General features: G+C 72.5%; 20 protein-coding genes. 13 read left to right on the forward strand and 7 right to left on the reverse strand.

All coding sequences use genetic code 11. The annotated features are described in order from the left end of the window. Nucleotides 1-18: 18 nt before the first annotated feature. Nucleotides 19-1,494 (reverse strand): MDR family MFS transporter, encoded by a 1,476-nt coding sequence (locus BKA05_RS18135; protein ID WP_179532679.1) that lies wholly within the window; start codon nt 1,492-1,494, stop codon nt 19-21. Nucleotides 1,495-1,673: 179 nt separating this feature from the next. Between BKA05_RS18135 and BKA05_RS18140 the strand changes: the two genes are divergently transcribed. From BKA05_RS18140 to BKA05_RS18160, 5 genes are read left to right on the forward strand one after another with little or no spacing between them, the layout of a single operon-like run. Further along, entirely contained in the window at nt 1,674-2,657 is a 984-nt protein-coding gene (locus tag BKA05_RS18140) for an SDR family NAD(P)-dependent oxidoreductase (protein ID WP_179532680.1), read from the forward strand. Nucleotides 2,658-2,707: 50 nt separating this feature from the next. Beyond that, on the forward strand, nt 2,708-3,475 hold the full coding sequence (locus tag BKA05_RS18145) for a DUF429 domain-containing protein (protein ID WP_179532681.1): 768 nt from the start codon (nt 2,708-2,710) through the stop codon (nt 3,473-3,475). A gap of 4 nt (nt 3,476-3,479) precedes the next feature. After that, a complete protein-coding gene (locus BKA05_RS18150) occupies nt 3,480-4,124 on the forward strand; it encodes a hypothetical protein (RefSeq protein WP_179532682.1) in 645 nt (214 codons plus the stop codon). Nucleotides 4,125-4,182: 58 nt separating this feature from the next. Then, the gene (locus tag BKA05_RS18155; protein ID WP_179532683.1) at nt 4,183-4,665 is read left to right on the forward strand and encodes a glutathione peroxidase; all 483 of its coding nucleotides are present in this window, start codon (nt 4,183-4,185) and stop codon (nt 4,663-4,665) included. Then, on the forward strand, nt 4,662-5,135 hold the full coding sequence (locus tag BKA05_RS18160) for an SRPBCC family protein (protein WP_179532684.1): 474 nt from the start codon (nt 4,662-4,664) through the stop codon (nt 5,133-5,135). Before BKA05_RS18155 ends, BKA05_RS18160 begins: the two co-directional genes overlap by 4 nt. Before the next feature lie 202 nt (nt 5,136-5,337). On the opposite strand, the gene BKA05_RS18165 is transcribed toward BKA05_RS18160, so the two are convergent. Together BKA05_RS18165 and BKA05_RS18170 are read right to left on the reverse strand one after the other, a co-directional pair. Then, the gene (locus BKA05_RS18165; protein WP_179532685.1) at nt 5,338-7,707 is read right to left on the reverse strand and encodes an MMPL family transporter; all 2,370 of its coding nucleotides are present in this window, start codon (nt 7,705-7,707) and stop codon (nt 5,338-5,340) included. A gap of 48 nt (nt 7,708-7,755) precedes the next feature. Next, entirely contained in the window at nt 7,756-8,388 is a 633-nt protein-coding gene (locus BKA05_RS18170; RefSeq protein ID WP_179532686.1) for a TetR/AcrR family transcriptional regulator, read from the reverse strand. A gap of 202 nt (nt 8,389-8,590) precedes the next feature. Between BKA05_RS18170 and BKA05_RS18175 the strand changes: the two genes are divergently transcribed. Further along, nucleotides 8,591-9,931 (forward strand): NAD-dependent malic enzyme, encoded by a 1,341-nt coding sequence (locus tag BKA05_RS18175; protein WP_179533319.1) that lies wholly within the window; start codon nt 8,591-8,593, stop codon nt 9,929-9,931. A gap of 34 nt (nt 9,932-9,965) precedes the next feature. Here BKA05_RS18175 and BKA05_RS18180 read toward each other — a convergent pair whose 3' ends face one another. Together BKA05_RS18180 and ppgK are read right to left on the reverse strand one after the other, a co-directional pair. Then, on the reverse strand, nt 9,966-10,664 hold the full coding sequence (locus BKA05_RS18180; RefSeq protein WP_179532687.1) for a hypothetical protein: 699 nt from the start codon (nt 10,662-10,664) through the stop codon (nt 9,966-9,968). A 4-nt stretch (nt 10,665-10,668) separates the two neighbouring features. Next, nucleotides 10,669-11,406: a polyphosphate--glucose phosphotransferase gene (gene ppgK / locus BKA05_RS18185; protein ID WP_218842453.1), complete on the reverse strand. Its 738-nt coding sequence runs from the start codon at nt 11,404-11,406 to the stop codon at nt 10,669-10,671. 179 nt (nt 11,407-11,585) lie between these two features. Between ppgK and BKA05_RS18190 the strand changes: the two genes are divergently transcribed. The 4 genes from BKA05_RS18190 (at nt 11,586) to BKA05_RS18205 (ending at nt 14,479) form a co-directional block, all read left to right on the forward strand. Then, the gene (locus tag BKA05_RS18190; RefSeq protein ID WP_179532689.1) at nt 11,586-12,056 is read left to right on the forward strand and encodes a hypothetical protein; all 471 of its coding nucleotides are present in this window, start codon (nt 11,586-11,588) and stop codon (nt 12,054-12,056) included. Nucleotides 12,057-12,150: 94 nt separating this feature from the next. Then, nucleotides 12,151-13,587, forward strand: a complete 1,437-nt coding sequence (locus tag BKA05_RS18195; protein ID WP_179532690.1) for a fatty acid desaturase — start codon at nt 12,151-12,153, stop codon at nt 13,585-13,587. Nucleotides 13,588-13,592: 5 nt separating this feature from the next. Continuing rightward, nucleotides 13,593-13,802, forward strand: a complete 210-nt coding sequence (locus BKA05_RS18200; RefSeq protein ID WP_179532691.1) for a ferredoxin — start codon at nt 13,593-13,595, stop codon at nt 13,800-13,802. 107 nt (nt 13,803-13,909) lie between these two features. Next, on the forward strand, nt 13,910-14,479 hold the full coding sequence (locus BKA05_RS18205) for a TetR/AcrR family transcriptional regulator (protein ID WP_343045749.1): 570 nt from the start codon (nt 13,910-13,912) through the stop codon (nt 14,477-14,479). Between the two features lie 129 nt (nt 14,480-14,608). Here the strand turns inward: BKA05_RS18205 and BKA05_RS18210 are convergent, their stop codons facing one another. Next, nucleotides 14,609-15,460: a GTP-binding protein LepA gene (locus tag BKA05_RS18210; RefSeq protein WP_179532692.1), complete on the reverse strand. Its 852-nt coding sequence runs from the start codon at nt 15,458-15,460 to the stop codon at nt 14,609-14,611. 162 nt (nt 15,461-15,622) lie between these two features. Between BKA05_RS18210 and BKA05_RS18215 the strand changes: the two genes are divergently transcribed. Continuing rightward, nucleotides 15,623-16,834 carry a M15 family metallopeptidase gene (locus tag BKA05_RS18215; protein WP_343045750.1) on the forward strand — a complete coding sequence of 404 codons (1,212 nt, stop codon included), beginning with the start codon at nt 15,623-15,625 and terminating at the stop codon, nt 16,832-16,834. Nucleotides 16,835-17,003: 169 nt separating this feature from the next. Here BKA05_RS18215 and BKA05_RS18220 read toward each other — a convergent pair whose 3' ends face one another. Then, complete coding sequence (locus BKA05_RS18220) at nt 17,004-17,861, reverse strand: alpha/beta hydrolase fold domain-containing protein (protein WP_218842454.1); 858 nt, start codon at nt 17,859-17,861, stop codon at nt 17,004-17,006. 40 nt (nt 17,862-17,901) lie between these two features. Between BKA05_RS18220 and BKA05_RS18225 the strand changes: the two genes are divergently transcribed. Together BKA05_RS18225 and BKA05_RS18230 are read left to right on the forward strand one after the other, a co-directional pair. After that, a complete protein-coding gene (locus tag BKA05_RS18225; RefSeq protein WP_179532694.1) occupies nt 17,902-18,873 on the forward strand; it encodes an NADPH:quinone oxidoreductase family protein in 972 nt (323 codons plus the stop codon). Beyond that, a complete protein-coding gene (locus tag BKA05_RS18230) occupies nt 18,873-19,229 on the forward strand; it encodes a hypothetical protein (protein ID WP_179532695.1) in 357 nt (118 codons plus the stop codon). The genes BKA05_RS18225 and BKA05_RS18230 overlap by 1 nt, the downstream gene beginning before the upstream one ends. Nucleotides 19,230-19,259: the final 30 nt, after the last annotated feature.

A 19,259-nucleotide genomic window follows, 5' to 3' on the forward strand; every position in this document is an offset into this window, starting at 1 on the left:
TGAGTGACCTCTGGGCGGTCAGGGGGCGGGGACGGGGGCGTCGGAGTCCGTGGCCTGCTCGGTGGACTCGGTGTCGGGGGTGCGCCGGGGCAGCATGAGCGCGAGACCGACCACGGCCAGGGCGATGACGGCGCCGAGCCCGAAGGCCCACTGCAGCCCACCGACCATCGCGGCGGCCTCGCTCGCGCCGCCCTCGGCCAGGGTCGCCGCCCGGCTGGAGAGGATCGTGATCGAGACCGCGGTGCCGATCGCGCCGGCGACCTGCTGGGTGGTGCCGAGCAGGGAGGAGCCGTGGGAGTACAGGTGCATCGGCAGCGCGCCGAGGCCCAGGGTGAAGACCGGGGTGAAGATGCCGGCCAGCGAGATCATCAGCAGCACGTGGATGCCGACGACGGCCGCGACCGGCGTGGTCTCGCCGATCATGGTCAGCCCACCGAGCGCGACGACCATCCCGACCGCACCCGGGACGACCAGCGGGCGGCTGCCCACGCGGTCGAACGCCTTGCCGACCTGCGGGCCCAGCAGACCCATCATGATCCCGCCGGGCGCCACCACCAGACCGGTCATCAGCGGTGAGAGGCCGCGCACCTCCTGCAGGTAGAGCGGCAGCAGGATCATCGCGGCCAGCATCGCCATGAAGGCGACCGCCATCAGCGCGATGGAGACGGTGTAGGTCCGCACCTGCAGGACGCGGAGGTCCAGCAGCGGCTCGGCGGTGCGCTGCAGCCGCAGCTGGCGCCACACGAAGAGCCCGACCACCACGAGGCCGAGCACGGCCGGGAGCTCGGCCGGGACCGACCCGCCCGAGCTCTCCCCGAGCCCGCTGAGCCCGTAGACCAGGCTGCCGAAGCCCAGGCCGGCGAGCACGACCGAGAGCACGTCGACGCGTCCGGCGCTCGGCTCGCCCACGTCCGGCAGCCGACGCAGGGAGACCACGGCGATCGCGGCGGCGATGGGCAGCACGACGAAGAAGAGCCCGCGCCAGCTGGTGATCGCGAGGATGCCGCCGGAGACCGCCGGGCCCATCGCCGGGGCGACCGAGATCGCCAGGGTCACGTTGCCCATGACACGGCCGCGGTCGTGGTCGGGGACGACCTTCATGATCGTGGTCATCAGCAGCGGCATCATCACCGCGGTGCCCGCAGCCTGGACGACGCGACCGGCCACCAGCATCCAGAAGAACGGCGCGAGCCCCGCGATCAGGGTGCCGGCGCAGAAGGTGACCATCGCCAGCGTGAACGCCTGCCGGGTGGTCACCCGCATGAGGAACCAGCCGGTGATCGGGATGACGGTCGCCATCGTGAGCATGAAGGCCGTGGAGAGCCACTGCGCCGAGCGGGCGGTCACGTCGAACTCCACCATCAGCCGCGGGATCGCGTTGACCATGATCGTCTCGTTGAGGATCACGATGAACGTCGCCAGCACCAGCCAGCGCAGCACGCCGTAGTCGGCGGGCGCGGCGTCGGCGCGTGCAGGGGCGGCGGGCGAGGTCATGGGGCTCCAGACGACAGGGACGAGGGGTGCTGCGGCGCAGCGCTGCACCGGGAGTGAGGTCGGGCCGGTGACGGCCACGCACAGTCTGACCTGAGACAGCCCTCGGACTCATCGGGATATTCCGGTGGCCGCCGGTCCGCCGCCGGAGGGGTGGGAGGCGGCCTGCCTAGAGTCGGGGGGTGGCCCACTCGCTCTCCCGCCTGCTCGACGCCGCGCTCGACCGCTCGGTCGTGCTCGGCTACACCTCGATCGGCTCCGGCGTACGACGTCGGCTGCCGCACTGGCCCGCCGACCCGGCCCCGGGGTCGATGGCGGGCCGGCGGGTGGTGGTCACCGGCGCGACCTCCGGCATCGGCGAGGCGATGGCCCGCTCCTTCCTCGACCTCGGCGCCACCGTGCACCTGCTGGGCCGCAACCCCGACAAGGTCGCCGACTACGCCCGCGAGCTGCGCACCCAGGTCCCGAACGCCGACGTCGTCGAGGAGGTCTGCGACGTCGCCGACCTCGACGCCGTCCGGGCCTGGTGCGCCGACCTGGCCGGCCGGGTCCCGGCGCTCCACGGCCTGGTGCACAACGCCGGCGCCATGCCGCCCGAGCGCAGCGAGAGCCCGCAGGGGCACGAGACGACGCTGGCCTGCCACGTCCTCGGCCCGCACCTGATGACCTCGCTGCTGCGCGACCTGCTGGTGGCCGGCCCGGCGAGCGTGGTGTGGATGAGCTCGGGCGGGATGTACGGCGCCTCGCTGCACGCGGCGGACGCCGACGACCTGGAGTTCCGCCGCGGTGAGTACGACGGGGTGCAGGCCTACGCCCGCACCAAGCGGATGCAGGTGGTGCTCGCCGACGCCTGGGCCGAGACGCTGCGCGGCAGCGGGGTGCTCGTGGAGTCGATGCACCCGGGCTGGGCGACCACGCCCGGGGTGACCTCGAGCCTGCCGCGGTTCGACAAGCTGACCCGCCGCGTCCAGCGCACTCCTGCCGACGGCGCCGACACCGCGGTGTGGCTGGTCGCCACCCGCCCGGCCTCCGGGCCCCACCACTTCTGGCACGACCGCCGCCAGCGACCCACCACCGTCGGCTGGCAGCGCGAGGAGGACCCCGCCATGCGGGCCCGCCTGCTCACCTACGTCGCCGAGCAGACCGGCGGCGCGGCGCTGTCGTGAGGGGCGCTGTCGTGAGGGGCGCTGTATGAGGCGCTCTGCGTGAGCGGCGGGTGACCGGGCGTGTGCACGTCGGGATCGACCTGGCGTGGGGCAGCACCGCGCGCACCGGTCTCGCGGCGGTCGACGCGACCGGACGGCTGGTGGCCTCCACCACCGTGGTCACCGACGACGAGGTCGACGCCTGGCTCGCCGACCTGCCCGGCCCGGTCGGGGTGGTGGCGGTCGACGCGCCGCTGGAGGTGCGCAACGCCACGGGCACCCGCGCCTGCGAGCGCGCCGTCGCGTCGGCGTACGGCCGCTACGGCCTGGGCTGCCACGTCGCCAACCGCTCGCGACCGTGGTTCGACCCACCGCGCGGGGAGACGCTCGCCCGGCGGCACGGCTGGTCGCTGGACCCGTACGCCGGTGGGCCGGTCGCCATCGAGGTCTACCCGCACGCCGCGCTCATCGGCCTGTTCGGGCTCGGGCGGGTGCTGCCCTACAAGGCGAAGGCGGGCCGCGACCTGGCGACCCGGCAGGCCGCCTTCGCGCAGCTGCTGGCCCTGCTGGAGTCGTTGGCCGAGCTCGGGCTGCCCGGCCACCCCGACTGGGAGGAGCAGGCCGCCGCGGTGCGCGCCGCCACCCGGCCGGTGCACCTCGAGCGCGCCGAGGACCGCCTCGACGCCGTGCTCTGCGCCCACCTGGCGTGGCGCTGGTCCGACGACCCCGGCTCCCTGCACGTCTACGGGACGCCGGGGGAGGGCGCCGTCGTCGCACCGCCGCCGCCGACCCACCCGCGCGCCCCACGGCCCGCGGCCCCCACGGCGCCGGGATACTGACCCGGTGCGACGCTCCCGCCTGCTGCTGGTCCTGCTGCTCCTGGTGGTGGTGAACCTCCCGCCCGCCCACGCGGCCTGGAGCGACCACCGCCTCGACGGCGACGGTGTGACCGAGACCGTCCCGGCGAGCACCGACGGCGTCGACCCCACGACCGTGCAGGTCTCGCTGCCCGCGGCGGTCGCCGAGGAGCTCGGCGGCGACCGCGGGCTGCTGGTGCAGCCGGCGGTGCTGGAGCCCGACGCGTACGACGCCGCGACCGCGTCCGGGGAGGTCGAGGTCACCTACCTGCCCGACGACCCCGGCACCTACCGCGTCGAGGGCGCCAGCGGCGGCCTGGCGCTGGCCACCGTGCTGCTGGCCAACGCCGCGCTGCTGCTGGTGGTCGGGCTCTTCCTGCTCGTGCGCGGGCGCACCCGCCCCGAGCTGCGGATGGTCGCCACCGACGACGTGCGTCGTGTGCCGCCCGGCGCGCTGCTGGAGCGGGTCCAGGGCAACGACTACGTCGTGCGCGGGGACATCGAGGAGCTCGCCGACGACGAGCTGCTGCTGCAGGTGGCCGACCGCCGGGTGCGGGTCCTGCTCGACGGGCACGCCAACCCGGCGTCGTACCAGCAGAGCGTCGAGGTGCGCGGCACGATGATCGGGTGAGGCTCTGCTGAGGATCGGGTGAGGGGAGCGCTTCAGCACCCCTGACATGCTGGAGACCATGACCTCCCTCCAGGACTTCAACGCGCGCGCCATCGACGGCAGCGAGACCGACCTGTCGGCGTACGCCGGTCAGGTCGTGCTCGTGGTCAACACCGCCTCGCAGTGCGGCTTCACCCCGCAGTACCAGGGGCTGCAGCAGCTGCACGACACCTACGCCGACCGCGGCTTCGCGGTGCTCGGCTTCCCGTGCGACCAGTTCGGCGGTCAGGAGCCCGGTGACGACGCCGAGATCAACAGCTTCTGCGAGCGCAACTTCGGCGTGACGTTCCCGCTGTTCTCCAAGATCGAGGTCAACGGCGACGGGGCGCACCCGCTGTTCCAGTGGCTGCGCTCGGAGCAGGGCGGGCTGCTGGGCAACCGGATCAAGTGGAACTTCACCAAGTTCCTGGTCGGCAAGGACGGCCGGGTCATCGACCGCTACTCCCCGACCACCAAGCCGGAGAAGATCGCCGCCGACATCGAGAAGGCGCTCGCGGCATGACCCGCTTCACCGCAGGCACCCAGGCGCAGGCGGTGATCACGGCCTCCCGCGAGGACGTGTGGGCCCTGCTCGAGGACCCCGACGCGATCGCGGACATGACGCCGTTCGTGCGCCGCATCACCGCCGACGGCGAGCACTGGACGTGGGACCTCAGCGGCCTCGACGTGCTCGGGGTCAAGGTGTCGCCGACGTTCACCGAGAAGATGACCTTCGACAAGCCCCAGCGCATCGAGTTCCACCACGACCCGCCCGAGGGCGAGACGGAGCGCTCGGCCGTGGAGGGCTGGTACGACCTCTCCGAGCACGAGCAGGGCTGCGAGCTGCGCACCAGCCTCGAGATCACCCTCGACCTGCCGCTGCCCAAGCTCTCGTCGAAGGCCGTCACCGCCACGATGAAGGGCGTCGTCGCCAAGATGGGCGACCGGTTCTCCGCCAACCTGCTCGAGCGGCTGGGGGCGCGGGAGGTCTGACCGCGCGGCGGAAGGTTCGACTGATGTCAGTCAGACCTTGCACGTCGCGGTCGAACCTTCGACCGCCAACCCGAAGGTCGGACTGACATCAGTCAGACCTTCCACGTCCCCGTACGCCGCGCGGCGGTGAGTCCTCAACCCTCCGCGGTCCGCAGATGGTTGACGACCCACCGCCCCGGGGCGGCCGAGCTCGCGTGCTGACTCAGACGAACATGTCGCTCTCGTCCGGCTGCTCGTCGAGGTCGGTCTCGGACAGCGCGTGCTTGCCGGCCGGAAGGTGCGGCCGGTCGAGCTTCTCGCCCTCCACGTCGACGTGCGGGAGCACGCGGTCCAGCCACGACGGCATCCACCAGGCCTTCTCGCCGAGCAGGAACAGCAGCGCCGGGATCAGCACCATGCGCACGATGAAGGCGTCGAAGACGATGGCGGCGGCCAGCGCGAAGCCCATCGACTTCACGATCGCGTCCTCCTGGAGCATGAAGGCGGCGAAGACCGCGATCATGATCGTGGCCGCGGCGGTGACGACGCGGGCGGAGTTGCGGAAGCCGTCGACCACGGCCTCGGAGGTGCTCATGCCGTGCACGTGCGCCTCGCGCATCCGGGTCACCAGGAAGACCTGGTAGTCCATCGCCAGGCCGAAGACCAGGCCGATGAGGAAGATCGGCATGAAGCTGACGATCGGCTGGCCCTCGAAGATGCCGAACGCGCCCTCCTGGAAGACCGCGACGGTCGCGCCCAGGGTGGCCAGCACCGAGAGCAGGAAGCCCAGGGTGGCGGTGAGCGGCACCAGGATCGATCGGAAGACGATCATCAGCAGGATGAACGCCAGGCCGATGACGATCGCGAGGTAGACCGGCAGTGCGTCGGCCAGGCGGTCGGAGACGTCGGTGGTGATCGCGGTGAGGCCGGTGACGCCGGTGTCGGTGCCGGTGGCCTCCTCGACGTCGGACTCGCCGGCCCGCATCGCCTCCAGGAGGTCGGTCGCGCCGGCGTCGGCCGGGCCGAACTCGGGGAGGACCTGGATCAACGCACCGGTCGCCGGGGTGGTCACGGTGCCGTCCTCGGCGCGCTCGGCGTTGGTGGCCACGACCTGGGCGTTGACCACCCCGTCGAGGTCACCGGCCCAGGCGGCCACGTCGCCGAAGGCGGCCTGGCGCTGCTTGGGGCGTACGTCGCGGGCGTCGACGACCACGAGCAGCGGCGCCTCACGGCCGGGCCCGAAGGCGTCGGCGACCAGCTCCGAGGCCTGGCGCTGGGTGCTGTCGCTGGGCGCGGTCGAGTCGGTCGGGAACGCCAGCTGCAGCCCACCGAGCGGCAGGGCCAGGGCACCGAGGCCGAGGACCACGACGGCCACCAGTGCGGCGGGTCGGCGGCCGACGAAGCGGGCCCAGCGCACGCCGTTGTTGAGGACCTTGCCGTCCTCGTCGTGGTTCGGGCGGTACTTCCGCACGCGGCCGGCGAAGGTCTTGGACTTGAAGAGGCCGAGGATCGCGGGCAGCAGGGTCAGGGCGACCAGCACGGCCACGAAGACGGTCGCGGCGGCCGCCAGACCCATGGTGGTGAGGAACGGGATCTGCACCACGGCCAGGGCCGACAGCGCGATCAGGACGGTCAGGCCGGCGAAGACCACGGCCGAGCCCGCCGTACCGACCGCCACGCCCACCGCGGCCTCGCGGTCGTCGGTGTGGTGCAGCTCGGTGCGGTAGCGCGCCAGGATGAACAGCGTGTAGTCGATGCCGACCGCGATGCCGATCATCGAGGCCAGGATCGTGGCCGATGAGTCGACGTCGATGAAGGCGGTCATCGCCGTGACGCCGGTGAGTCCGATGGCGACGCCGATGATGGCGTTGAAGATCGGCATCCCGGCGGCGACCAGGGAGCCGAAGGTCAGCACGAGCACGATGAGCGCGACGCCCAGGCCGATCGCCTCGGAGGTGAGCCCCAGCTCGGAGATGAGGGTGGCGCCGGGGCCGTTGGCCTCGACCTCGAGCCCGGCGTCGCGGGCGTCGGCCATCACGTCCTCGAGCGCCTCCAGCGAGGTCTCCTCGATGTCCGTGGGGGAGTCGACGTCCCACTCGAAGGTGATGATGCCGGTGCGGCCGTCCTCGCTGAGCGGGGACAGGGCAGCGGCGTCGGCCTTCGCCTCGCGCACCGCGGCCCGGTCGGCCCCCGCGGCCTCGGCCGCGCCGACGAGCTGGTCCTCGATCGCCTGGGCCTGCTTGACCGGGCCGACGATCTGCGGGTCCTCGGGCATCTGGGGCAGCGCGGCGAGGTCGGCGACGAGCGCCGAGATCTCCTGCCGGCGGTCGGTGAGCCTCTCGCCCTCGGGCGCCTGGACGACCACGTTGACGTTGGCGGCGTCGAAGGCGCTCTCGGAGCCGGGGAACAGCTCCGCCTGCAGGTCCGCGGCCTCCTCCGACGGGATGCCGGGGATCGTGAAGTTCTCGCTCAGCGGCTTGGCGAAGGCGGCCGAGAACGCGCCGAGCGCGAGCAGGACCACCAGCCAGCCCGCGAGGAAGCGCGGCCAGTGGCGGAACGCCGTGGTGCCGAGTCGGTGCAGCAGGGTGGCCATCGAGGTCTCCTGGGTCGGTGCGTGGGGGTGTGCAGCAGGCGGGTCTGGTCAGGTGGTGCGGTCGCCGAACAGCTCGGCCACCAGGCCGAGGTGGTCGGTGACGAGGTCGGCGAGCTCGGGGTCGTCCGGCTCGCCCTGGGCGAAGGCCTCCATGGCGGAGTCGAAGACGGCCACCAGCACCCCGACGGCGAGGCGGGCGCGCACGGGGCCGAAGTCGGGTCCCTCACGCTCGAGGACGAGCCCGACGATCTGCTCGGCGATGGTCTCGAACCGCTCGTGGATCACCGTCAGCAGGCGCGGCGAGGAGGTGAGGACCGTACGCCGCAGCCGGGCCGACTCGCGGTCGATGACCTGGGTCGCGAGCAGGTGCCGGGCGAGCTCGGCGAGGTCGTCGCCCAGTCGACCGTGCGGACCACCGGCCCGGAAGGTCCCGGCGACGTCGGCGAGGTCCTCGGAGGCCAGGTCGGGCGCCTCGGCACCGCCGAGCACCGCGTCGACCTTGCTGGGGAAGTAGTTGAACAGGGTGCGGCGCGAGACCTCGGCGGCCTCGGCCAGCTCGTCCATCGTGAAGCCGTCGAAGCCGGCGTCGAGGCACAGCCGCTGCGCGCAGCGGACGATCCGCACGCGCGTCTGCGCCTGCTTCTCGGCCCGCCCACCGGAGCGAAGTGCACTCAAACCCATGGAGTGCATTCTGCACTATGCGTTCAAGGGTGCAAAGTTGTGACGACGGTCACCCCGTTCCGGGTGTGCCGTGCCGGGGCCGTAGTGGGGCCGCGGTGCTGCAGGCGCAGGTGACTTGCCGGTAGCCGTCGGGCAGGCGGAGAGTGGCGAGGTGACCCGTACCGCTGGCCGCGCCGCCACCACCTCGTCGTACTCGATCACCATGCGCCTGCACACGGCGCCCGACCACGGGGTCGTGGGTGCCGTGGCGACCGCGATCTCCGAGGTCGGCGGCATCGTCACCGGCATCGACGTCGCCGAGTCCTCCCACGAGCGTCTCGTCGTCGACGTCACCTGCTCGGCCGCGGACGCCGAGCACGCCGAGCGGCTCCAGGAGGCGGCCGCCGCGGTCCCGGGCGTCACGGTCCACAAGACCAGTGATCGTGTCTTCCTGCTCCACATCGGCGGCAAGATCGAGGTCTCCTCCAAGGTGCCCCTGCGCAACCGCGACGACCTCTCGATGGCCTACACCCCCGGCGTGGGTCGGGTCAGCCTGGCACTGGCCGAGCATCCCGAGGACGTGCGACGGCTGACGGTGAAGGGCAACTCCGTCGCGGTGGTCACCGACGGCTCGGCAGTGCTGGGCCTGGGCAACATCGGTCCGGGCGCCGCCCTGCCGGTGATGGAGGGCAAGGCGGCGCTGTTCAAGCGCTTCGCCGACATCGACGCCTGGCCGATCTGCCTGGACTCCCAGGACACCGACGAGATCGTCCGCGCCGTCCAGCTGATCGCCCCCGGCTTCGGCGGGATCAACCTCGAGGACATCGCCGCGCCCCGCTGCTTCGAGATCGAGCGCCGGCTGCGCGAGACCCTCGACATCCCGGTCTTCCACGACGACCAGCACGGGACCGCCATCGTGGTCCTCGCCGCCCTGACCAACGCACTGCGGGTGGTGGGCAAGGACCTCGGCTCGATCCGCGCGGTCGTCTCGGGCGCCGGCGCCGCGGGCAGTGCGATCGTCACCCTCATGCTGGCCGCCGGCGTCGAGGACGTCGTGGTCTACGACCGCTTCGGCTGCCTCTCCCGCCACGACGAGACCCTGCCTCCGGCGCAGCGCGAGCTGGCCGGGCGGACCAACCCGCGCGACGTCCGGGGCGACCTGAGGGCGGCACTGGACGGCGCCGACGTCTTCATCGGGGTCTCGGCGCCCGGGGTCCTCGACGCGTCGTGGATCCCCGACATGGCGCAGGATCCGGTCGTCTTCGCCCTGGCCAACCCCGACCCGGAGGTGGACCCCGCCGAGGCCGCGAAGCACGCCGCCGTCGTCGCGTCCGGTCGCTCGGACTACCCCAACCAGATCAACAACGTCCTGGCCTTCCCCGGGGTCTTCCGGGGGCTGCTGGACGCGCGTGCCACCGACGTCACCGTCGAGATGATGCTGCGGGCTGCCGAGGCGATCGCGGGCGTGGTCACCGACGACCAGCTCAACCCGAGCTTCATCATCCCGAGCGTGTTCCACCCCGACGTGCCCACCGCGGTGGCCACCGCGATCCGCGAGGGCTGAGCGACCCCCGGTCCGGGAGCGGACGCGCCGAGGGTCAGGAGACCAGGACGCCCCGCCGAGCGTCGGGTGGCCGGATGCGCACCCGGCGCTCGAGCACCAGCTCGGCGTCCTCGCGCGAGGACGCCACGGCCGTGACGGCGTACGGCGCGTCGCGCAGCAGCAGGCTCGCCTGCCACTGGCCGTCGGCGGACTGCGAGGGGGCCCAGCGGAAGACCTCGGAGCGTCCGTCGGCGGAGCGGGTGACCACCCGGCTGTCGCCGTGCAGCTTGTCGAAGTAGCGCAGCGCGGCCCGCTGGCCGGTGATCTGGCTGTAGGTGACCGAGACCGCGCGGCCGTCCACGGCCTGCTCGCACGTCCACATCACCGGACGGTTGTACTCCGGGTGCAGCTCGAGCTCGTCGACGCAGTCGAGGCGGTCCGGACGGAAGGACGGCAGCACCCAGGCCAGCCCCTCGGTCCCCCGCGGCTTCGAGCACTCCGAGCGGCTGTCCGCGCCCTCGCCGTTCCAGCAGAAGACCTCCGCGGCGGCGTCGTCGGTGTCCTCGATCTCGGCCCACAGCATCTGCCCGCCCACCGCCGCGGCGGCCACGAGGCCGACCAGCAGGGGGACCACGACCAGTGCCGTGCGCCGGGCCCCTGGTCGGTCGGCCGCCCGGGGGGCGTCGTCGGGCACGAGGGGATCGGGGCCGTCGTCGGCGGGCGGCGGGCCGGTCTGGTCGGTGGTGGTGCTCATCAGGTCATCCGTTCGCGTGCAGCGCGGCGCCGACGACGCCGGCCTTGTTGCGCAGGAGGGCGGGCACGATCTCGGTGTCGAGGTCCAGGAGCGGGAGGAACTCCTCGGAGCGCTTGCTGACCCCGCCGCCGACGACGAGGAGGTCGGGGGAGAAGAGTCGCTCGAGGTGTCGGTAGTAGGTCTGCAGCCGGGCAGCCCACTCGGCCATCGAGAGGTCCTCGGACTCGCGTGCTCGGTTGGAGGCGCGGTGCTCGGCGACCGCCCCGTCGATCTCGAGGTGGCCGAGCTCGGAGTTCGGGACCAGCACCCCGTCGTGCACCATCGCCGACCCGATGCCGGTGCCCAGCGTCGTGAGCACGACCAGCCCGCGGCGACCGGCGGCGGCGCCGTACCTCACCTCGGCCAGCCCGGCGGCGTCGGCGTCGTTGACGACGTGGACCTCCCGTCCGGTGGCGTCGCTGAAGAGTCGGTCGGCGTCCACCCCGAGCCAGGCGTCGTCGATGTTGGCGGCGGAGTGCACGACCCCGTGCCGCACGATGCCCGGCACCGTGACCCCGACCGGACCCGTGGCCTCGGGGAAGTGCGAGAGCACCTCGACGAAGACCTCCGCCACCGCCTCGGGGGTCGAGGGTCGTGGGGTGGGGACGCGGACCCGCTCGGCGGCGAAGTCGCCGCTGTCCAGGTCCACGGGGGCACCCTTGATGCCGGTGCCGCCGAAGTCGATGCCGAAGGGGAGACTCATCGAGGACATCCCACCGGCTCCTGCAGGCGCTGACAAGCCTCCCCGGGGGGAGGATGGGCGGTGTCGGCGGCGGCGGGGGGCGTCAGCGACGCGGGGAAGCCGGGAGGCCTGTGGCCCCCATCACACGCAAGGGACCAAGGTCCCTGGAAGCGACCACCCCCGGGGAGCATGGTGGATCCATGTCGTACGGAGTCGTCGGGTCCAAGTCGGGCCACCTCCTGGTCGAGACCCTCACCGGTGCCGGCAGGACGCCGAGCGACGCCGCCTTCGACCGCTTCCAGACCGTGTGGGGGGCCACCTGGGTCCCCGGTCGTCTCACGCTGACCGCACTGCACCTCACTTTCATGCCCAACCGTGTGGGGCGCGGCTCGGCGATGCTGAAGCTCGACCTCGGGGACCTGACCGGGGTCGAGCTCGGGTCCGGCGTCGTGCAGCGCACGGTCGGGCTCCGCACGCCCGGCCACGTCGGACGTCTGCGGTGCCTGGGGGCTCCCGCGCTGGCCGAGCAGGTCGCTGCCCTGGCCGAGGCGGCCCGGCACGCCCCGTCGCGCCCCCCGCGCGGTCGTGCCGGGTCGTCGACCCGCTCCGGACCGGCGGCCGGTCCCCGCTCCGGCTCGACGTCCATGCCGCGGATCACAGGACCCGCCTGAGGTTTACAGATCGATACCTCTTGTCAATCTGCTTGACATTCCTTATGGTCGTGTCAAGCAGATGAGGTGACACCCGTCACCGCAGGAGGTCCCCATGAGCAGCACCATCCCCAACAGCACGGTCCCCGCCGGGTCGACCGAGGCCTGGAAGGACAAGAAGCGCTACCTGTGGCTGATCGGCCTGGTGGTGCCGTCCCTGGCGTTCATCGCCTTCGGCGGGTACGCCGTCACCGGCTGGGGCGCCTGGCTCTGGCTCGGCCCGGTCGTCATCCTCGGCGTCGTGCCGGCCATCGACCTGATCGCCGGCCTCGACCGCTCCAACCCGCCCGACGACGCGATCGAGGCCCTGGAGAACGACAAGTACTACCGCTGGATCACCTACCTCTTCCTCCCGATCCAGTACGCCGGCTTCGTCGGTGCCTTCTACCTCATCGGCGGGGGCACCCCGTTCGGGATCGACCCGCTCGGCACGTTCGACAAGCTGGGCCTGGCCATCTCGATCGGGTGCATCGGTGGCATCGGCATCAACACCGCCCACGAGCTGGGCCACAAGCGCGAGGCCAACGAGCGCTGGCTGGCCAAGATCGCGCTGGCGCAGGTCTTCTACGGCCACTTCTACATCGAGCACAACCGTGGCCACCACGTCCGTGTCGCCACTCCCGAGGACCCTGCCTCCAGCCGCTTCGGCGAGAGCTTCTACGAGTTCTGGCCGCGCACCGTCGCCGGCTCGCTGAAGAGCGCCTGGCACTTGGAGAAGAAGCGCTACTCCCGCAAGAAGACCCACCCCTTCCACCTCGGCAACGACGTGCTCAACGCCTGGCTGATGACGCTCGTGCTCTGGGGCGGTCTCGTGGCCTGGCAGGGCGTGGGCATCCTGCCCTTCCTCGTGGTGCAGGCGATCGTCGGCTTCTCGCTGCTCGAGGTCGTCAACTACATGGAGCACTACGGGATGCTGCGCCAGAAGGTCGGCGCCGGGGAGCGTCAGCGCTACGAGCGCGTGGACCCCTCGCACTCGTGGAACTCCAACAACATCGCGACCAACGTGCTGCTCTACCACCTGCAGCGCCACAGCGACCACCACGCCAACCCCACCCGCCGGTACCAGACGCTGCGCGACTTCGAGGAGAGCCCCGTGCTCCCCACCGGGTACGCCGGCATGATCGTGCTCGCGCTGTTCCCGCCGATCTGGCGCCGGGTCATGGACAAGCGGGTCATCGCGCACTTCGACGGCGACCTGAGCCGCGCCAACCTGCACCCGCGCAAGCGCGACCGGATCCTCGCCAAGCACCCGGTCCCCGTCCACGAGGCGGCCATGGCCGTCGACGACGCCGCGCACACCTTCACCGAGGAGGTGCTCGCCGCCCGGTGCCCCGGCTGCGGCTACACCTACGAGGTGGCCGTGGGCAACGAGCTCGAGGGCTTCGCCGCGGGCACGGCCTGGGCCGACATCCCCGACGACTGGTGCTGCCCCGACTGCGGCGTGCGCGAGAAGGTGGACTTCGTGCCCCTCGCGACGTCCGAGGCAGCGTGATCGGCATGGGACTCGAGATCGTCATCGACCGCGACAAGTGCGAGGGCCTGGGCATGTGCGAGGCGATGGCCTCGGACTACTTCGAGGTCCGTGAGGACGACGACGGGGAGGAGTCGGTGCACGTCATCGACCAGCACCCGCCGGAGGCCGACCGCGGGCACGTGCACGCCGCCACCCAGGCCTGTCCCGTCCTGGCGCTCTCGCTGCGGGGCTGACCACGGCCTTGAGCACCACCCAGACCGCCGGACCGGGCCGACCCCCCGGAGGCCCGGTCCGGCGACCCACCCCGGTCGGTGGGGGTGCGCTCACTAGACTCAGGCCCGTGAGCAGCGCCGTCCCCAGCACCCGAGAGCGGGTCGTCGACGCCGCCGTGCGCCTGACCGCCCAGGTCGGCTGGTCGCAGGTGACGATGGCGCGGCTGGCCGAGGAGGTCGGGGTCTCGCGGCAGACCGTCTACAACGAGGTCGGCACCAAGCCGGGCCTGGCCGAGGCGATGATCCTCAGCGAGCTCGACCGCTTCCTCGGCGTGGTCGACCGGGCCTTCGACGCCCACCCCGACGACCTCGTCGCCGCGATCCGGGCCTCGGCCCGCACCGTCCTGGAGCACGCTCAGGGCAACGACCTGCTGCACGCGGTCGTCTCGGCCACCCATGGCGCCGACACCGAGCTGCTGCCGCTGCTGACCACCCACGCCGAGTCGCTGCTCGTCGCGGCCAAGGCGGTGATCGCCGCGCGGCTCGCGCCGTACGACGTCGCCCTGGAGGGCCCGCACCTCGACGCCGCCATCGACATGGTGGTCCGCGTGGTCCTCTCCCACGTCATGCAGCCCTCCGGCGACCCGGCCGAGACCGCGGAGTCGATCGCCTGGATCGCCGCGAGGGTGCTGAGGTAGGTCGTCGGACGGCGGTGCCGGGTGAGGTTCATCGGGGCGCCGATGAACCTGACGGTCCACCGATGCAGCTTCAGCGCCGCGCCGTGAGGTCCAGCGGGGGCCGCTGAACCTCACCGCTCGCGCGCCGTCTCAGGCGGCGGACCGGGCCCGGGCGAGCTCGAGCGCCTCGCGGAAGGCGGCGGTGACGTACGTCGGGACGGGCAGGCCCTTGTCGCGGGCCCAGAGCAGCTCCATCTCGACCCGGGCGATCTGGGCGGCGAAGTCGGAGTCCTCGTCGATGTGCAGGGTGCGCATGACGTCACCGAAGTCGGCGAGCTGCTCGGGGTTGTTGGCGCCGACGGGGGAGAAGGAGATGCGGCGCAGCAGCCGCACCAGCCACTTCTGCCAGGGCGCCAGCTCGGCCCACAGGCCGCGGGCGGAGAGCTGGTAGAAGGCGTAGTGGCCGGGCTCCTGGCGCTTGATGGGGGCGATGACGGTGTCGGCGATGGCGGTCTCGCCCATCTCGCGCACCCCGTCGTGGAGCAGGTTGTAGGCCAGGACCGCGGAGCGCTCGGTGGCCATGCCGGTGACGTAGTAGAGCATCCGCACGACGTCCTGGAAGGCGCCGAGGTGGGCCAGCGCGCCGAGGACCTTGAGCTTGGCGCCCACCGAGTCGAGGTCGGCGTCGGCGTTCGAGCGACCCAGGCGCACCTGCAGCTCGTCGAGGATCCGGCCGTGCTGGATCTCCTGCGGCTGCCAGACGTCGCGGTAGAAGAACACGTCGACCTCGGGCGGGTCGGGCAGCATCGTGGTCAGCTCGAGCACGTTGCGGTCGACCTCGAGCTCGACGCGGGCCATGTAGTCCAGGACGTGGCCGTACCGCTGCTCGAGGGTCCGCGGGTCGCGCACGGTGAAGTCGACGTCGTCCAGGCGCAGCGGCGGGTGCTCCTCGCCGAGCCGCTGGACGTGCTCGACCAGGCGGGTCGTCGTCGTGGCGCTCACCGGGTCAGCCTAGGTGCGTGGGGAGGGGCAGGTGCTGGGATCACCTGTGAGGTTCGTCGCCGCCGCCTACCCTGGATGGGAGGAGGGCACGTGCGACTGCGGCGACCGCGATCCACCGCCGCGACGGCACCGAGGCCGGCGGCGGGCATCGGTGCTGCCCTCGTGACCGCCACCGTGCTGGCGGCGCTGGCCGGGTGCAGCAGCGACGCCACGGTCGCCGAGGAGCCCGACCCGGACGTGACCTCCGGCAGCGCACCGGGCGAGGCGACCGCCGGGACGTCGGGCCCCGGCGGGTCGAGCACGGCGCCGGCCGGGCTGGATCCGGCGTACGCCGTCGACCCCCCGGGCCGCTTCAAGGCCCTGCCCCGCACGGCCGACGTCCTGGTGCAGACCCAGGACACGATCGACGAGGAGACCCTCGCCGAGATCGAGAAGATCCCCGGCGTGGCCGCCGTGGAGCAGTTCAGCATGCTGCAGGTGTCGATCGAGAACCGCGTGCTCAACGTGGCGGCCGTCGACCCTGCCACCTACCGGCGCTACGCGCCCGGCCAGCTCCCGCAGAACCAGGAGATCTGGGACCGCGTCGCCGCCGGCGAGCTGGCGGTCGGCAAGGCCGTGGCGAAGCGGCTGCCGCTCGACGACGACGACTTCCTGGAGCTGACCAGCGAGGTCCCGCCCATCCACCTCGGCGTGATGGCGCCGCAGATCGAGAACGCGGTCGACGCCGTCGTCAACGAGAAGTGGGGGGAGGCGCTCGGCGCGACGCCGGGCAACGCCCTGCTCGTCTCGAGCGAGCTCACCGTCGCGCCCGAGGTCGTCGCCGAGCCGCTGACGAAGCTGCTGCCGAAGGACAGCTCGATCGAGCGCCTCGACGCCGTCGCCCGCTACGGCCTCGACCCCGACGCGGTGCAGACCGCACAGGTCGTGGGTTCGCTGGCCGACGCGATCGGCGTGTTCACCTACCGCCCCATCGGCGGCGGGCGGATCGCCCCGGACCCCGCGTGGGTCCGCACCCACATCAGCACCCAGTCGGTGCCGATCCTGGGCGACGTCACCTGCAACAACGCCATGTTCCCGCAGCTGCGTGCCGCGCTGGAGGAGATCGTGACCGCCGGCCTGGCCGACGAGATCAAGCGCGAGCAGTACGCCGGCTGCTACTACCCCCGCTTCATCGCCGGTTCCACGAGCCTGTCCAACCACTCCTTCGGCACCGCCCTGGACCTCAACGTGCCGGGCAACCTGCGCGGCACGGTCGGTGAGATGGATCGCGTCGTGGTCTCCATCTTCAAGAAGTGGGGCTTCGCCTGGGGCGGCGACTGGCGCTACACCGACCCGATGCACTTCGAGATGGCGCGGATCGTCAGGCCGAGCTGAGACGCGCCAGCGGATCAGCTCATCGGTGGTCGAGCGAGCGGCACGGCTGAGCCTGCGAAGCCGTGACCCGCGTGTCGAGACCCGGTGAGGTGCTCGCGGACCCCAGCCACGGCGGCGGGGTCTCGACGACGCTCACTGGCGCTCGCTGTTCGACCGCCGGACGGGCCGCTCAGGCGAGCGCGGCGGCCACCTCGACGGCCACGGTGCCCATCGTCGTGCGCGCGCGGACCGGGTCCTCGGTGAGGAAGTAGTGGTCGGCGCGTGGGGTGACGTCGTGCCAGACCTCGACGCCGGCCTCGCGCAGCCGCTCCGCGTACTCGTCGCCGTCGCGGCGCAGGGTGTCCCGCTCCGCGGTCATGACCAACGCCCTCGGCAGGCCCTCGAGCGAGGGGGCCAGCAGCGGCGAGGCGTAGGGCGAGCGGCGGCTCTCCACGTCGGGGAAGTAGGCGCGACGCACCAGCGCCCGCAGCGACGGCGAGATCTGGCCCGCCCCTGACGGCACGTCGGTGGCCAGGTCCAGGGCCGGGACCCCGAGCACCTGCAGGCGCGGCACGAAGGAGGCGGAGTCGCGGGCCATCAGGCACACCGCGGCGGCCATGCCCCCGCCGGAGGAGAAGCCGCCCACGCTCGCCGGCCCCCGCGTCGCGGCCCAGGCGGTCACGTCGTGGGCCTCCTCCTGGGCGCGCGGGAACACGGCGTACGGCGCGGTGCGGAAGTCCACGTTGAGCACCCGCACCCCCGCCGTGGCGGCCAGGTAGCGGCACCACCAGTCGTCCATGAAGGGGTGCCGCATGAGCCACGCGCCGCCGTGCAGGTGCACGTGCGAGGGACCGGCCGCCTGCGAGGAGCCGTCCCGGCCGGTCGGCTCGTAGGACCACACGGTCACCGGTCCGTGCCGGGTGGGCACCCGCAGCCGGGTCGGGCGGGGCAGGTCGGACCCCGCGAACCTCAGCCCCTCGCCGTACCGCACGCTCCACCGGGCCGTGTGGTGCATCAGGGAGACGGCGACACGGTCGGAGATCCTCACCTGTGCTGTTCGGAGCGAGGGCCTGGATAGGTTGGGCGGCATGCGAGCCGTGCAGGTCGTCGAGACCACCGGACCCGAGCACCTCCAGGTGCGCGAAGTCCCCGAGCCCCAGCCCGGTGCCGACCAGGTCCTGGTCGAGGTGCACAGCATCGGGGTGTCCTTCCCCGACCTGCTGCTGAGCCGGGGTGAGTACCAGCTCAAGCCGGAGCCGCCCTTCAGCCTCGGCGTCGACGTCGCCGGGGTCGTCGTCTCGGCGCCGGAGTCCTCCGGGCTGGCGGCCGGCGACCGGGTCGCGGCGGTCGCGCCGTACGGCGGGGCGTCGGAGCTCGCGGTGTTCGGCACCGACTCGGTGTTCCGGCTCCCTGACGCGCTGTCCTTCGACGAGGGCGCCGCGCTGCCGATGAACTACCTCACCGCGGAGTTCGCCCTGCACGAGCGCGCCGGCCTGCGCGAGGGCGAGACCGTCCTGGTCCACGGCGCCGCCGGTGGCGTCGGGACCGCCACGATCCAGGTCGCCAAGGGCATGGGCGCGCGGGTCGTCGCGGTCTGCTCCACGCAGGAGAAGTGCGACTACGCCCAGGCCGCCGGTGCCGACGAGGCGGTGCTGCTCGAGGGGTTCAAGGACTCCGTCATGGCCCTGACCGAGGGTCGCGGCGTCGACGTCGTGGTCGACGTGGTCGGCGGCTCGGTGTTCACCGACTCCCTGCGCTGCCTGGCCACGCTCGGGCGGCTCCTCGTGGTCGGCTTCGCCGCCGGCGAGGGCATCCCCGAGGTCAAGGTCAACCGGCTGCTGCTCAACAACGTCGACGTCCGCGGCGTCGGCTGGGGCGGCTACGGGATGATGCGCCCGGGCTACCTCCACCAGCAGTGGGAGGCGCTGCTGCCGATGATCGAGGCAGGTGCGGTGAAGCCGCCGATCGGCGCGACGTACTCCCTCGACGAGCTGGGGAGGGCGCTGGTCGACATGGACCAGCGGCGCACCCTGGGCAAGTCCGTGGTGCGGGTGCGGTGATGGACCCGCACGCCGAGCACCACGACCACGAGGCGGAGCTCCCCGAGGAGGAGAAGGTCCGCCGCGCGGGGCACGTCGTGCTCGACGCCGTGGTCGCCGCCGACGTCGGGGGCGACGACCCCGACAAGGCACAGGCCGCGATGGAGCTGGTCTTCGAGCACCTGCTCGAGATCGACGCCATCGAGCTGCTGCTGGACGAGGAGACCGAGGAGCTCGAGCTCGACATCTCCCCGCTCATCGGCGGCGTCATGCTCGTCGTACGCCGCCTGGTCGCCGAGCTCGCGGCCCGTGACGGCGTCGACGAGGAGGCGGTCGTGATGTCGGTCCGCGCGGCCCTGGACGCGGCTGCGGGGTAGCGGGGGGTGTGTGAGGTCTGACTGACATCA

Origin of the sequence: Nocardioides marinus (assembly GCF_013408145.1) — a bacterium.
Taxonomy (GTDB): domain Bacteria; phylum Actinomycetota; class Actinomycetes; order Propionibacteriales; family Nocardioidaceae; genus Nocardioides; species Nocardioides marinus.

Excerpts from the sequence above, each read along its gene's own strand:
- BKA05_RS18135 (WP_179532679.1), bottom strand. The coding sequence starts at position 1,494 with ATGACCTCGCCCGCCGCCCCTGCACGCGCCGACGCCGCGCCCGCCGAC.
- BKA05_RS18155 (WP_179532683.1), top strand. The coding sequence starts at position 4,183 with ATGACCTCCCTCCAGGACTTCAACGCGCGCGCCATCGACGGCAGCGAG.
- BKA05_RS18160 (WP_179532684.1), top strand. The coding sequence starts at position 4,662 with ATGACCCGCTTCACCGCAGGCACCCAGGCGCAGGCGGTGATCACGGCC.
- BKA05_RS18165 (WP_179532685.1), bottom strand. The coding sequence starts at position 7,707 with ATGGCCACCCTGCTGCACCGACTCGGCACCACGGCGTTCCGCCACTGG.
- BKA05_RS18170 (WP_179532686.1), bottom strand. The coding sequence starts at position 8,388 with ATGGGTTTGAGTGCACTTCGCTCCGGTGGGCGGGCCGAGAAGCAGGCG.
- BKA05_RS18175 (WP_179533319.1), top strand. The coding sequence starts at position 8,591 with ATGCGCCTGCACACGGCGCCCGACCACGGGGTCGTGGGTGCCGTGGCG.
- BKA05_RS18180 (WP_179532687.1), bottom strand. The coding sequence starts at position 10,664 with ATGAGCACCACCACCGACCAGACCGGCCCGCCGCCCGCCGACGACGGC.
- ppgK (WP_218842453.1), bottom strand. The coding sequence starts at position 11,406 with ATGAGTCTCCCCTTCGGCATCGACTTCGGCGGCACCGGCATCAAGGGT.
- BKA05_RS18190 (WP_179532689.1), top strand. The coding sequence starts at position 11,586 with ATGTCGTACGGAGTCGTCGGGTCCAAGTCGGGCCACCTCCTGGTCGAG.
- BKA05_RS18195 (WP_179532690.1), top strand. The coding sequence starts at position 12,151 with ATGAGCAGCACCATCCCCAACAGCACGGTCCCCGCCGGGTCGACCGAG.
- BKA05_RS18200 (WP_179532691.1), top strand. The coding sequence starts at position 13,593 with ATGGGACTCGAGATCGTCATCGACCGCGACAAGTGCGAGGGCCTGGGC.
- BKA05_RS18225 (WP_179532694.1), top strand. The coding sequence starts at position 17,902 with ATGCGAGCCGTGCAGGTCGTCGAGACCACCGGACCCGAGCACCTCCAG.
- BKA05_RS18230 (WP_179532695.1), top strand. The coding sequence starts at position 18,873 with ATGGACCCGCACGCCGAGCACCACGACCACGAGGCGGAGCTCCCCGAG.